Source organism: Candidatus Poriferisodalis sp. (genome assembly GCF_965221945.1).
Lineage (GTDB): Bacteria > Actinomycetota > Acidimicrobiia > Acidimicrobiales > Poriferisodalaceae > Poriferisodalis.
This window is the reverse complement of sequence record NZ_OZ244925.1, coordinates 631220-645243: the sequence shown is the minus strand read 5'-3', so window position 1 is coordinate 645243 and position 14024 is coordinate 631220. Positions and strand designations below refer to the sequence as shown.

10 protein-coding genes are annotated in these 14024 nt (G+C 65.3%); 2 read left to right on the top strand and 8 right to left on the bottom strand.

What is annotated here, in order from left to right; translation table 11 throughout:
• Positions 1-46: 46 nt before the first annotated feature.
• Positions 47-3478, top strand: coding sequence for a carboxyl transferase domain-containing protein (locus tag ACOQPH_RS02955; RefSeq protein ID WP_420624295.1), 3432 nt, complete (start codon positions 47-49; stop codon positions 3476-3478).
• Positions 3479-3497: 19 nt separating this feature from the next.
• Here the strand turns inward: ACOQPH_RS02955 and ACOQPH_RS02950 are convergent, their stop codons facing one another.
• Positions 3498-4040 carry an RloB family protein gene (locus ACOQPH_RS02950; protein WP_420623257.1) on the bottom strand — a complete coding sequence of 181 codons (543 nt, stop codon included), beginning with the start codon at positions 4038-4040 and terminating at the stop codon, positions 3498-3500.
• A gap of 83 nt (positions 4041-4123) precedes the next feature.
• On the bottom strand, positions 4124-5461 hold the full coding sequence (locus ACOQPH_RS02945; RefSeq protein ID WP_420623256.1) for an AAA family ATPase: 1338 nt from the start codon (positions 5459-5461) through the stop codon (positions 4124-4126).
• Positions 5462-5599: 138 nt separating this feature from the next.
• Between ACOQPH_RS02945 and ACOQPH_RS02940 the strand changes: the two genes are divergently transcribed.
• Positions 5600-5722, top strand: coding sequence for a hypothetical protein (locus ACOQPH_RS02940; protein ID WP_420623255.1), 123 nt, complete (start codon positions 5600-5602; stop codon positions 5720-5722).
• A 32-nt stretch (positions 5723-5754) separates the two neighbouring features.
• Here the strand turns inward: ACOQPH_RS02940 and ACOQPH_RS02935 are convergent, their stop codons facing one another.
• From ACOQPH_RS02935 to ACOQPH_RS02910, 6 genes are all read right to left on the bottom strand, one after another.
• Positions 5755-8316, bottom strand: a complete 2562-nt coding sequence (locus ACOQPH_RS02935; RefSeq protein ID WP_420623254.1) for a CaiB/BaiF CoA transferase family protein — start codon at positions 8314-8316, stop codon at positions 5755-5757.
• A 73-nt stretch (positions 8317-8389) separates the two neighbouring features.
• On the bottom strand, positions 8390-10945 hold the full coding sequence (locus tag ACOQPH_RS02930) for a CaiB/BaiF CoA transferase family protein (protein ID WP_420623253.1): 2556 nt from the start codon (positions 10943-10945) through the stop codon (positions 8390-8392).
• A gap of 85 nt (positions 10946-11030) precedes the next feature.
• Positions 11031-11972 (bottom strand): hypothetical protein, encoded by a 942-nt coding sequence (locus tag ACOQPH_RS02925; RefSeq protein ID WP_420623252.1) that lies wholly within the window; start codon positions 11970-11972, stop codon positions 11031-11033.
• Positions 11973-11981: 9 nt separating this feature from the next.
• The gene (locus ACOQPH_RS02920) at positions 11982-12626 is read right to left on the bottom strand and encodes a hypothetical protein (protein WP_420623251.1); all 645 of its coding nucleotides are present in this window, start codon (positions 12624-12626) and stop codon (positions 11982-11984) included.
• A 93-nt stretch (positions 12627-12719) separates the two neighbouring features.
• Positions 12720-12989: a hypothetical protein gene (locus ACOQPH_RS02915; RefSeq protein ID WP_420623250.1), complete on the bottom strand. Its 270-nt coding sequence runs from the start codon at positions 12987-12989 to the stop codon at positions 12720-12722.
• 77 nt (positions 12990-13066) lie between these two features.
• Entirely contained in the window at positions 13067-14023 is a 957-nt protein-coding gene (locus ACOQPH_RS02910; RefSeq protein WP_420623249.1) for a hypothetical protein, read from the bottom strand.
• Position 14024: the final 1 nt, after the last annotated feature.

Sequence of the window (14024 nt, the reverse complement as noted above, 5' to 3'; positions counted from 1 at the left end):
GCCACCGTGGCTGGCAACGATGACTGGGAACCGGGAGACAGCACCGATGGGCCTGAAGAAGCTGTTGATTGCGAACCGGGGAGAGATCGCCGTGCGGGTCGCACGCGCCGCCGCCGAGCTGGGCATCGGCACCGTTGCGGTCTCGGGCGCGGACGATGCTGCCTCGCTGCACACCCGCGTTGCAGACGAGGCCGTCACGCTCGACGGCCGCGGCGTAGCCCCGTACCTCGACGTCGACCAGGTGGTCGGCGCGGCGGTGGCGGCGGGCTGTGACGCAATCCATCCCGGCTACGGCTTCCTGGCGGAGAATCCTGCGCTCGCTGAGGCCTGCGACACAGCGGGCGTCGTGTTCGTCGGCCCGACGGCGGGCCAGCTTGCCCTCTTCGGCGACAAGGTGGCTGCACGGCGGCTTGCCGAAGAACACCGCGTGCCCCTCGTGCCGGCCACGAACGGTGCAACCTCGCTCGCGCAAGCCGCTGCATTCGGGGCCGAGCACGGTCCGATGATGATCAAGGCCGTCGCGGGCGGCGGAGGCCGCGGCATGCGGCCGGTCCTGAGGCCCGATGAGCTGGAAGCTGCCTACGAGCGCTGCATCAGCGAGGCGACTGCCGCGTTCGGCCTCGGCGACGTGTACGTCGAACGGCTCATCGGGCGCGCCCGTCACATCGAAGTGCAGATCATCGGAGACAGCGCCGCGGTATCGCACCTGGGCGAGCGTGAGTGCACGCTGCAGCGCCAGAACCAGAAGATCGTCGAGATCGCGCCCTCCCCCAGCCTGTCGCCCTCGACGCGCCAGCGCATCTGCGATGCAGCGGTGGCGATGGCCTCGGGAACGGGATATCGCAGCCTGGGCACTTGGGAGTTCCTGGTTGACGCGGACGATCCCGACACGGTCGCCTTCATCGAGGTGAATGCCCGGATCCAGGTAGAGCACACCGTCACCGAGGAGGTGACGGGTGTCGACCTCGTGGCAGCTCAGCTCCGAATCGCCGGCGGAGCAACGCTGGCCGACGTGGGCCTGACACAAACCGACATCGGGGCCCCGCTCGGACACGCCATCCAGTGCCGCGTCAACACCGAGACGATGACCGACGACGGCACGGCTCGGCCAAGTGGCGGCATGCTGACGGCGTTCGAGCCGCCCACCGGACCTGGCATCCGCACCGACACCTGCGGCTTTGTGGGCTACGGCACGAATCCAAGTTTCGACTCATTGCTCGCCAAGGTGATCGGCCACAGCCGCAGCAGCGACTACGCCGACGCGGTCCGGCGCACCCGGCGAGCGCTCGGTGAGTTCCGCATCGACGGCGTCGCGACCAACCTGAGCTTCCTGGCTGCGCTCATGGACCGGCCCGAAATCAGCGCCAACGACATCACCACCCGATTCGTCACCGACCACGCGGCCGAGCTGTGCGCCGCCGCCGCTGACGTCGCGTCGCTGTGGGCGCCTGCAGCGTCGAGCGCTGTCTCTGGCGCTGGCGGACTGGCAGGGGCGCGTGTCGACGACGATCCGCTGGCAGTGCTGAGGCACGGCGACATCGACGGCGCCTCCACTGACCGCGCTGCATCCGACGCGGTGCGCGCACAGGCGATGTCCGGTGCTGCTGCGTCGCTTCACGGAGTGCCCGTGGCGACGATCACCGGTCCCGACGGCAGCGTCGGCGTGCCCGCCCCGCTGCAGGGGACCATCGTGTCGATCTCTGTGGCCGAGGGCGACGCGGTTGCCGCGGGCCAGCAGGTGGCGGTGATGGAGGCGATGAAGATGGAGCACGTCGTCACCTCCACGGTCACCGGAGTCGTGCGAATGCTGGGAGTTGCCGCAGGCGACATCGTCTATGAGGGGCACTCGCTGCTGTTCGTCGAGGAAGCCGATGTGGACGTCGCACTCACCGAAGCAGCCGCAGCGGTCGACTTGGACTACATCCGGCCTGACCTGGCCGAGGTCATGGGCCGGCGAGCCGTGGGCCTCGATGAGAACAAGCCCGAGGCGGTCGCGAAGCGTCACGGCCGCGGCCACCGCACCGCGCGCGAGAACGTCGCCGACCTCACCGACCCCGGCACCTTTGTGGAGTACAGCCCGCTGATGGTCGCCGCGCAGCGCAAGCGCCGCTCCATGGAGGACCTGATCGCTAACACCCAGGGTGACGGCATGGTCGCAGGCGTGGCCAGCGTCAACGGCGACCTCTTCGGCCCCGAGAAGTCCCAAACCATGGTCATGTCCTACGACTACATGGTGCTGGCGGGGACCCAGGGCGTGAACAACCACCGCAAGAAGGACCGCATGTTCGAGATCGCCGAGCACAATCGCTTGCCGGTCGTCCTGTTGGCCGAGGGAGGCGGCGGGCGACCGGGCGACACCGACGGCCTCGGCGGTCAAGGCCTGGACTGCTGGGCATTCACGTACTTTGCGCAGCTCAGCGGCTTGGTGCCGCTGGTGGGTGTCACCAACGGACGCTGCTTCGCAGGCAACGCGGTGCTGCTGGGCTGCTGCGACGTGATCATCGCGACCGAAGGCTCGAACATCGGCGTCGGAGGCCCGGCCATGATCGAGGGTGGCGGCTTGGGCGTGTTCCGTCCCGAGGAAGTCGGTCCGGTCGACGTGCAGTGGCCCAACGGCGTCATCGACGTGCTCGTCCCCGATGAGGCCGAGGCGATAGTCGCCGCCAAGCGGTACCTGTCGTTCTTCCAGGGACCCATCGACGAGTGGGAATGCCACGACCAGCGCGAACTGCGCCATGTCGTTCCTGAGAACCGGCTGCGGGCTTACGACGTGCGCGAGGTAATCGAGAAGCTCTGCGATGTCGACTCGGTGATGGAGATCCGCCGCGGATGGGGACCGGGATGCGTGACGGCGCTCGCACGCATCGAGGGTCGCCCTATCGGCATTGTGGCCAACAACAATCACCACCTCGGCGGTGCCGTCGACGCCGACACCGGGGACAAGGCAGCTCGCTTCATCCAGCTCTGTGACGCGCATGACGTTCCGTTGTTGTTCCTATGCGACACGCCCGGGATCATGGTCGGCCCCCAAGCCGAGTACGAGGCGACTGTTCGCCATGCCGCACGCATGTTCGTGACGGCGGCCAATGTGGACGTGCCGTTCATGACCATCGTGCTGCGCAAGGGCTACGGCTTGGGCGCACAGGCCATGGCCGGCGGCAGCTTCAAGGCACCGACGTTCACCGTGTCATGGCCGACTGGAGAGTTCGGCGGCATGGGCCTCGAGGGCTTCGTCAAGCTCGGCTATCGAAGGGAGCTCGAGGCCATCGAAGACCCCGCAGAGCGCAAGCGGTCCTACGAGGAGCGTGTGGCTCGTCTGTACCACCAGGGCAAGGCTGTGAACACCGCCGCGTACTTCGAGATCGACGACGTGATCGACCCCGCCGAGAGCCGCGACTGGATCCGCATGGCCCTGCTCTCAGCACCCAAGCCGGCGCCACGAACCGGCAAGAAGCGCCCGATGGTCGACACCTGGTAACGGGGGTCTGCCCCAGCCCTCAAAGCAGTCGGTCTACCAACTGCCACACCTGCGAACTGGGATTCGCCTCGGACGGCCGTTCGTCTCGCGAGTGCATCGCATCGAGTGCATGTGCCCGTTTCTTGGCCTCTTGGTAACGCATCCGTAGCTCCCGCTTCGCGGATTCCGAGAGACGCTTGCCGTCAACGAGGCCCAGTTGGTTCGCGTCCTGCTGTGCACGGCGGCGGTCAATCGCAGCTGTCTGTTCCCGGTAGTGGAGCAAGAGCCACAACTCGAAGCAGGGATTTGAGAGTGCGACGCGAATCCCCGCACTTGCCGCGGCCTGCAGCGATTCTGCGAGATCCGGATGCTCGTCGGTGTCCATGACGCACCAGATTTCGTCGAATTCGGGTGAACCGCTGGAACGACGCGCCCGATCGCTCGCTCGCAACTCCTTGCGCGCCCGCTCCACGAGCTGACTCGGAGTCAGACCTCCTGCGATGACGCGGACTCGAACCTGAGGATTGTCCTTGCCGACAAATTGGACATAGTCCGGCTCCGTGACCAAGCCTTCGGTGAGCACAGCAACTACCTTGCGTTGGCGCGCACGTCCAAGCTCACGGCGCGGAAACGTTCCGCTCGGACGCCTGGAACCCCTCGGCACAGCTAGGAGATTGCCTCCGCCGACGCTTGTTCGAATGCAGCAGCATCGAGGTCCGGGACGCCGCCGTATCGGCCTTGGAGATAGCTCCGTCGCAATGAAACGTCTTTTCGCGGCCGGTAGTCGATGGCCTGAGACACAGTCGTCGCCCCGTCGTCGTCCTTTTGCGTGAGCCACAGCTGGTCACGTCCGATATCACGCTGTTCCGTGTCACCAAGCAATTCCACTTCATGGGCGTTGAAGACCAACTGCGCCATTCTGGGGTTGTGGTGGGGGGCTTGGAACAGTTCGACAATTCGACGCACGAGGTCCGGGTGGAGACTCGCGTCGAGCTCGTCGACAAGCAGCACGTGGCCGCCCGCCAATGCGTCGAGAACGGCCGCTGACAGTCCGAGCCACACCACGGTGCCTTGCGATTCGTCCTCCAGTTCCAGACTCACTTCGTCATCTCGGCCGCAATGTCTCAGGCGAACTCGCCGCATCGGAGGAAAGTCCTCCGTTGCAGTAAGCGGATTGTCGGAACCCAGCATCACCTCCATCAGGGCTCGCACTTGGTCATGCGCCTCGCCATCAAGCTCGGTCTCGACGATTTCGACCTCTGTAATCCCAAGATCAGCCGCTCGCACGAGAGCAGTTGCGCGGCCTCGTCGACCAGTGTCCTCAAAAAGCTGAGCGAGGCGCAGCAGACGAATGTCGCGGCTGTCGGCGCCCACGAATGCGAGGTTGTGCTCGAACCAGCGATATAGGGGGGACAGCGGATGGATGTCTCTGTCGTCGAAACCGCCGACGGTTGACAACACGAGCGTCTGGGGACGCACGAATGCACCAAGCACATCGCGCATCGCCCGCATTGAGGGCCCGTAGTCGATGCTGGACTCGTCTCGCTGAAACAGCAGCGCCTGGCGGCCCTTGGGAAAGCTGTACGCGTACTCGTGGTTGACGGTCTCATTGACTTCCATGCCGTACTGCCACCGGATTCCATCGATGATGAGGTCGACCTCGAGGCGTGTTGGGCGGCATGCCGATGATGCGTCAAGGCGAAACGGGCGCCAGGCGATCGCAGCTCCGGGCCCATGGGAACCAAACGAGTGCAGCACTGCGCTCCGCATGTCGTTCATCACACGCAGGAGGGTTGTCTTCCCGCTCGCGTTCGCGCCGAAGATGCCCGCGGCCGGCAGCACCTTGACCGAACGTGTATGGCCTGCAATGTCGAGTTCGCGGACTACGCCATCTTCGGCGAACTGCGATGCCAACAGATTGATCCGAACCTCGTCGCGATATGACCGCGCATTCGCCGCTGTGAAAGACAGCAGCGCACTCAATCCTCCAACTTGCTGCTGCATGACCTGCCCCTTGCCAGTCTGTTCTCTTCCTTCAAGCCTAGCGAGACAGCTGCATGAGATAGTTTGGTGAGAATTTCTCTCGCAGAACTCTGTCAGGAGTCGCTTACTGCCGGTAACGGCAAGGGTGACGAGAGGCCAGTGAGTATCGACCGTGGGATCGACCCCGCCGAGAGCCGCGACTGGATCCGCATGCCCCTGCTCTCAGCTCCCAAGTCGGCGCCGCGCACCGGCAAGAAGCGCCCCATGGTCGACACCTGGTAATTCCAAGCCGCGGGCGGCTCGTGCGTGGCCGATCAGGTCAGCAGTTCGGCGACGGCGAGTTCGGCGATGCGGTCGCCGTCATAGCCGAGCACGTCGGTAAGGATCTCGAAAGTGTGCTCGCCGAGGGTCGGGCCGCCATAGGTCACTTGCGCCGGCGTTCGCGACAGCACGAAGCGTGACCCGTCGACGACGGTGGTGCCCTGCTTGGCGTGCGCCACTTCCACCTGCTGGCCCCGGTGGATGACCTGCGGATCGGCCGTGTACTCGGGCGAGTTCTGCACGATGTGGGCCGCCACCTCGACGTCTTGCAGGCGATACATCAGCGCCATGCCGTCTTGGGGGCGAGTCCACGCTGAGATCACCGCGTCGAGCTCGTCGTGGCGTTCGTGACGTTGTGCAAGCGTCAGTTCTGCCAGGTCGCCACGCCCCATCTGTGCCGCCAGCGACCGCCACTGGACGTCGTCGACGGAGGCGATGGCGATCCAGTTGTCGTCGTGCATCACTGTCTGGGACCCTGCGTCCGGTGCAGCATCGGACACAGTCGCTGCAGTCTGGTAGACGCCTTGGGGCGCGATGTGGCGGTCGCGGTTGGCGACCCGGTGGGCAACACGGCCGTTCACGGTGCGGTCGAGCAATGCCGGTGCCATCAAGTGCAGCGCCGACTCGGCCTGGGAGAAGTCGATGTACTGGCCTTCGCCGGTGCGTCGCCGGTGCTCCAGCGCTCCCATCACCGCTGCCACCAGCCAGCGCGGCGAGGTGTAGTCGGTGTAGGCGCCGAACGGCCCGCACGGCGCCCGGTCGGGCCAGCCGACCGGGTAGAAGAAGCCCGAGATGGCCGCGGCCATCGTCCCGAAGCCCGCCAGCATCGCCAGCGGCCCGGTCTGACCCATCAGGCAGCTGGACGCCATGATCACATCGGGCCGGTGCTCGCGCACCTGTTCGGGGCCCATCCCCCAACCCGCCATCGCCTTGGGCGAGAACGACTCCACAATCACATCGGCCCAGTCGATGAGGTCCCAGATGACTTCGAGCGCCGGGGGCTTCGACATGTCCAAGCAGATGCCCCGCTTGCCGGCGTTCATGTTGTTGTAGAGCGCCGAGTACTCGGGATCGCCGATGTCGTCGCGGAACGGCTGCAGCGAACGCGCCACCTCCAGCCGGGTCTCCGACTCGACTCGGATGATGTCGGCGCCGTAGTCCGCCAGTACCCGTGACGCCGCGGGCCCGGCCATCGCCCACATGAAGTCGAGCACCTTCACGTTCTCCAACGGGAGGGCCGTCGACGCCACGTGCTCGGTGATGTCCGCCCCGGTGGCCTCGATGCGGGGCTGCGTCCGAGCCCCTGCCGCACCGAGCTCGGTCAGCACCTCATCGGTGTGCTCGCCCAGTTTGGGCGGCGGTCCGAGCGGCTGCATCGGCGTGACGCTGAAGCGGGCATATCGCCCTGGGTAGAGCACGTCAGTTGGGCCGTCATCGCCGAGGTCCTGAGTGACGGTTTCCCAGTACTCGCGTGCCGCCAGCTGGTGCGAGTCGATGACCTCGTCCGCGGTCCATACCGGTGTGATGAGCACCCGTCGGCTCATTGCCGCGTCGAGCAGCTCGGCTTTCGTCTTGGTGGCGAAGAAGTCGTGGAGTACCTGCTTCAGCCGCTCGTATTCCGAGACCGGCTCACGACCATCGAGCAGCATCATGGCGTACTCGGTCCAGTTCTTGTCCCGGGTGGCTTCGTCGCAGTAGCCCTCTTCGTGCACCCAATCCATGAGGTTCTGGGTGAAGGCCCGGAACCCCGGCCCGAACAGGAAGGTGACCGAGGCGTGCCCATCGGCGCAGGGCCACATCAGCTGGATGTGCAGGCCCTCCACGAGCACCCCGCCTGCGCTGCGAATCGGCGGTGTCGCGCCGATGGGTGTCGACAGCGCGTACGACTGGCAGGCCTGGTTCATGCTCTGCTGCGCCGACATGTCGACGTGCTGGCCCAGTCCTGAACGTGTTTGCCGCTCCCACAGCGCGATCAATGCAGCACCCGCCGCCTCCGATGCGGCGTTGTGGAACGCCTGCGGGAACAGCCCACCGGTGCGCACCGGCGCCCGGTCGGCGTCGCCGGTCATGGCCATGTTGACCGCCGCCGCCTGCAGCGTGAGGTCCGATGCGGCCCAATCAGCCTTCGGACCGTCTGAGCCGAACGGCGAGATCGACACGTACACCAACTCGAGATTGATCTCGGCCATCGTGTCGTAGCCGAGGCCGAGGCCGTCCATCACCCCTGGGCCAGCCGACTCGATCAGGATGTCAGCGTTGGCGGCCAGGTCGCGCAGCCGACTTGCGCCATCGTCGGTCTGCAGGTCCAGCACCACGCTGCGCTTGCCGCGGTTGTACGCCCAGTGGTGCAGCGAGCGCTCCGAATCTTCGACATCGCCGGCGAATGGCCCAAGCCGCCGCGCCTTCGATCCCTCGGGCGGCTCGACCGCGATCACGTCCGCGCCCATCTGGGCGAGGATTGCTCCACACAGATGACCCCGCTCGTCGGTGAGGTCGAGCACACGGAACGGACTCAGCATCGACAGGGACTCGGCGTCAGCGGGGGCGTCAGTCATTCGCCTATTTCAGCACGGACGCGCTGTGTTGTTCGGGGTCGAGTGCGCAACGCCGCTTACAGGACCCTCGGCGCTACTCCAGCAGCTCTGCGACGGCCAGTTCGGCGATGCGGTCGCCGTCGTAGGCGAGCGTCTCGGTCAGCACTTCGAAGCTGTGCTCGCCGAGTGTCGGACCGCCATAGGTCACCGACGCCGGCGTGCGAGACAGCACGAAGCGGCTGTTCTCGACTGTCGTCGTGCCCTGCTTGGCGTGTCCCACCTCGACGAGGTGCTGGCGGTGCACAATTTGCGGATCAATCGTGAACTCGGGCGAGTTCTGTACGATGTGGGAGGCGACTCCTGCTGCTTGCAATTCGGCCATCAGCTCGTAGCCGTCACGACCCCGGGTCCACGCCGAGATGATCTCGTCGAGTTCGTCGTGGCGCGCATGACGTTCGGTTGCGTTCAACGAGGCCAGGTCGCTGCGGCCCATCGCCCCCGCCAAGGCCGCCCATTGGCCGTCGTTCACACACGAGATAGCGATCCAGTTGTCGTCGTGGTCATCTCCTGGGGGTCCGCCCGCAGCGGACCGGTACACACCCTGCGGAGCGAACACCAGGTCCCGGTTGCCCGCCGATTCCCAGATGCGCCCATTGGTGGTGCGCTCGAGCAGCGCCGGTGCCATCAAGTGCAGCGCCGCCTCGGCCTGCGACATATCCACGTACTGGCCCCGGCCGGTCTGGCGTTTGTGCTCCAGCGCCCCCATCACAGCAGCCACCAGCCAGCGAGGCGACGTGTAATCGGTGTAGGCAGCGAATGGCCCAGCCGGCGCCCGGTCGGGCCATCCAACCGGGTAGAAGAACCCCGAGATCGCCGCGGCCATGGTGCCGAAGCCGGCCAGCATCGCAAGCGGCCCGGTCTGGCCCATCAGACAGCTCGACGCCATCACCACGTCGGGCCGCCGCTGGTGAATCTGGGACCAGCCCATGCCCCATCCCGCCATGGCCTTAGGCGAGAACGACTCCAGGATCACGTCGGCCCAGTCGATGAGATCCCAGATGACCTCGAGCGCTTCAGACTTGGACATGTCCAGCGCCAAGCCGCGCTTTCCTGCGTTCAGGTTGCTGAACAGACCCGAGCCGTCCGGATCGCCGACATCGTTGTGGAACGGCTGGATCGAACGCACTGCATCGAGCTTGTTGGCCGACTCGACACGGATGATCTCGGCGCCGTAGTCGGCCAGGACTCTGGATGCCGCCGGTCCTGCCATCGCCCACATGAAGTCGAGAATCTTGACACCCTCAAGCGGCGGCGCCGTGATCGAGGCGGCATCGGCGACCTCACGCACCGAGACCGGAACGGTCGGGGTCCGGGCGGCGCCCACAGCGTCAAGCTCGGCCAGAACTTCGTCGGTGTGCTCGCCGAGTCTCGGAGGACGGCCCAGACTCGCGAGCGGGGTCTCACTGAACTTCGCGAAGGCGCCCGGATAGCGCACCGCCGCTGGATCGAAGGAGCCCGCGCGGGCGTCAGACACGACATCGCTGTGGTCGACGTCCTCCCAGTACTGGCGGAACGCCAGCTGCTCGCTGTCGCACACCTCGCCCGTCGTCCACACGGGCGTGATGAGCACACGCCGGGTCATCGCCGCATCCAGCAACTCAGCCTTCGTCTTGGTGGCGAAGAAGTCGGTGAGAACCTGCTTGATCCGCTCGTATTCCGAGACCGGCTCGCGGCCGTCGAGCAGCATCATGGCGTACTCGGTCCAGTTCTTGTCCCGGGTGGCCTCGTCGCAGAAACCCTCTTCGCGAACCCATTCCATGAGGTTCTGAGTGAAGGCCCGGAAGCCCGGCCCGAACAGGAAGGTCACCGAGGCGTGCCCGTCTGCGCAGGGCCACATCAACTGGATGTCGATGCCCTGCAGGCTGGCGCCGCCTGCGATGCGCTTCGTCATCGTGGCGTTCAGCGACGTGTTGAGCGTCGACGACATGGAGGCCTGGCTCATCGACTGCTGCGCGGACATGTCGACGTGCTGGCCGAGCCCCGAGCGGGTCTGGCGATCCCACAGCGCAATGAGTGCGGCACCGGCTCCCTCGGAGGCTGCGTTGTGCATCGCCTGCGGGAGCGTGCCGCCGGCCCTCAACGGAGACCTGTCCTTGTCGCCGGTGATCGCCATGTTCACCGCTGAGGCCTGCAGCGCCAGATCTGACGCGGCCCAGTTGGCCTTCGGCCCATCGCTGCCGAATGGCGTGATCGAGACGTGGATCAGGGCGGGATTCAGCTCTGCGAGCACGTCCCGTCCTAAGCCGATCGCCTCCGCCTGACCGGGATCGAACGATTCGAATACGACGTCCGCGCCCGCGATGAGCGCCTTGGTTCGCTCGACACCTTGCGGGGTGTTGAGGTCCAGCACGACGCTGCGCTTGCCGCGGTTGTAGGACCAGTGGTGCAAGGATCGCTCGGGGTCTTCGACATCGCCGGCAAAAGGTGCGAGCTGGCGAGCCGACGAACCCGCGGGCGGCTCGATCGCGATCACGTCGGCACCCATCTGCGCCCAGATAGCCCCTGCTAGGTGGCCGCGCTCGTCGGTCAAGTCGATGACGCGATAGTCGGCCAGCACTCCATGAACGTCCGTGTTCGTGTCCCCACTCATGGGCACATTTCAGCACGCCCACCCATGGCCATTTGCCGGGGAGCGCAACTCCTCGTTCGGGGGCCGAACGGTCAGCCGTAAAGCGTCAACCTTGGTCGCCGTCGGTCGCGCGCCCATCTGACGAGAGCGCTCTGACGAGGTCCCCGTACATGATCACGTGCGCGACGGTCACGATGCCGACGGTCACCGGCCAAACCAGGACGACCACGATCGCCAACGAATACGCAAACGAGAACGGGCTCGCTATCACCACGAGGAAGACAACTGCCGCGAAAACCATGCGGACGAGGTCGAACAACATCACACGGCCCCATGTCGCCAACTTGTTGCGCCCCAAGAGCCGGTTCCACCGACGCAACGACGGCAGTCCAGGCTCCACGTACACCATGACCCACAAGATGGTCAGGAGGGGGGCAATGACGACGGAAACGACGAGCGTGAGGAGATCCCACACGGCGCCAAGCGGGTCTGCGACCACAGTGAGTCCCAGCCCGACGAGGAACAGGACCGCTTGAACGACGACGAGCGCGACATTGATGAGCAGCAGTGCAGGCAGCCGACTCAGCGCGATGCTCACAGCGGTGCTGCCGCCCGCATCGATGCCCACCAGCTCTTGGCGCGCGATCTGTGCGCTCACAGCGGCTTGGAGAATGCTGAAGAAACTGGCTATGAGCGCCACAAGCAACAGACCCGCCGCCTGCGGAGTGAAGGCAAATTTGAACGACGCCATCCATGCGTCGACCTCCGCGGCCGTCTCGATTTCACCGTCGAACAGGGCGTCGAGCTTCGTCCAGAATTGGCCATCGAACAGTTCGTCCACGCCCACGTACGCGCTCACGAACGCAACGAGCCACAAAGCCGAACCGAGCGTCGCGGCTACGACCAGGTCACGCCAGCGCTTGCCGACCACCGCGAAGGTGCCGGTCCACAATGCTCCCATGGGGCGGTGCGCATCACGCCGCCGGCCACCGTGCTGCGACTCGGACGGCGGCGGGACCGGGCGCGGCCGCATGTCGTCATCAGCCACGGCGGAATGCTACGTCGGCCGCCGCACCGGAATATCGTCGCTGCCTCCTGAGTCCTCAATCAGAGTCGGGTGATCGTCTGGGTCCGTGTCATCGGCGGAGACCCCCGCCAAGTCCACGTACAAGAGGGTGAAGGCCGTCGTCAGGAGCGTGGTCGTCACGACAATGTTGACGACACCGAATCCGAACCAGGCGAACGAATCGACCTTGAGCACGAAAATCCCCGATGCCGCCTTGAAAGCGACGCGGACGAATTGGCACAACAGCACCCGTCCCAACGCGGCAGCGCGCTGACCGTCGACAAGCTGCCGTGCCCGGCGGAACTTCGGCCGCTGGTCCTCGACCTTGATTGCTGTGAAGTAGACGTTGATCTGCGGGGCGGCATAGGCGACGATTCCTGCTGCGAGATATGCCCAGGGCAACAACGCCAGCAGGTCTCGTTCGAAGAGGAACATCACCAGCAGCAAGGTCAATAGCGGCCCCAAAACGATCGCCACGAGTACGCCGTAAACGAGATTGACGGTGATCACTCTCGGAAGCCTGCGCACGGCCAACCGCAGGGCCGGGCCGGGTTTCGACATCCCGCCACGTTCTCGCTGCATGACGAGATGAACCACGGCAGTGCTGAAGAGGTAGCTGCCGATCGCCATCGCCACCAAGGAGAACGTGCTCGCCGATGTCAGACGCAATCCGTATTCGGTACTGCGACTGTCATCGAAGACGGGCTCGTATGCCCAGCCATATACGCGTCACACGAGCGTCAGGGCCACAAGGGCAGGCAGTGACACAACGATCACGTTGCGCCAGTTCCGGAGGGCGAACCGGAACGTGTCGCCGATGAGGGCGGGGATTGGGCGAAGCGTTCCTGGCTCAGGCTCGGCGGGCGTGGTCCAGAAGAACGGTTCAGGCGGATCGAAGGGCGGATCATCGACGTCTTCGACCGGGTCGGCGGGCTCGGCCGGTGGAATCTGGCGGATGACCTGCGGCGTCTCCGGCTGAGGTGGCCGCCCGAATGGCACGAAGCGAAGCTAACGAAATGGTCGCCAGCCAACGGCAGGGGTCGATACGGAGTCAATCCGTAGTCGACCCGCCAGCGTTAACTCAGCGACTCCGCGTCGATGGTCGGCTGCTGTTCTGCGGTGATGAGGTCCGCGTATATCAGCAGATGCGCCACTGCTCCCACCACGAAGAAGAGCGGAGTGACGACAACATTAACGATGAGATCGCCGTACAAAGCAGGAAGCGGCAGCGCGCTCAGCGCCAACGAGACTGCGAATCCCACTCCGCAAGCGACGAGCGAGAGCAGGAACACCCGCCCCCAAATCGCTGCCTTGCGACCCCGCATCAAACTCCACCAACGGCGTGGCGAGGGAATGCGGGGTTCGACATACGCCATCACGAAATAAATTCCGATCAGCGGGAAGAACACCACAGCGGCAGCTACGAAAGCCAGCGCCCAGAGGATGGCGAGCGCAGGCGCGATGAAAGCGAGGAAGACGCATACACCGCACCCGGCCAAGCCCATGACGAATCCCAGCAAGAGTGAGATGGCAAAGATCTTCGGCATTCGACGGAATGACGCAGAGAGGGTCCTGGCGAAGTTGAGTTCTCGCCCATCGACATCGTCGAGTGCCATCCGGGTGATGGCGATGTCCTGCACCAAGAAACCGATCGAGCTCGCGAGGCCGAAGGCGATGAGCAAGACGATTGCCAACGCCGTGGGCGTGACGTCGAAGGACTCCAGCCACTCACCGAAGTCCACAGTCGTACCGCCCAAGGGATCGGTCAGTTCGTCGATCTTGGCGAAGAACTGCCCGCCGAAGAGCGCGTTCAGGCCCAAGAACAGCATCACGAACGCCACGATGTAGCCCGCTGCTCCTATCAGCACGTATTCCCCGAACGGTCGCCAGCGCCGTCCAATGAGCGCGAACGTGTCCCGAATCAGATCGGGAATCCGGCGAAGTTCACCGGGCGCGAGCGGTCGGCCATGCCACTCAGGCCGCACGTGTCCTGGCGGCATTGCCGGTCGAGGTCGCATCCTCTCGTCAGCCACG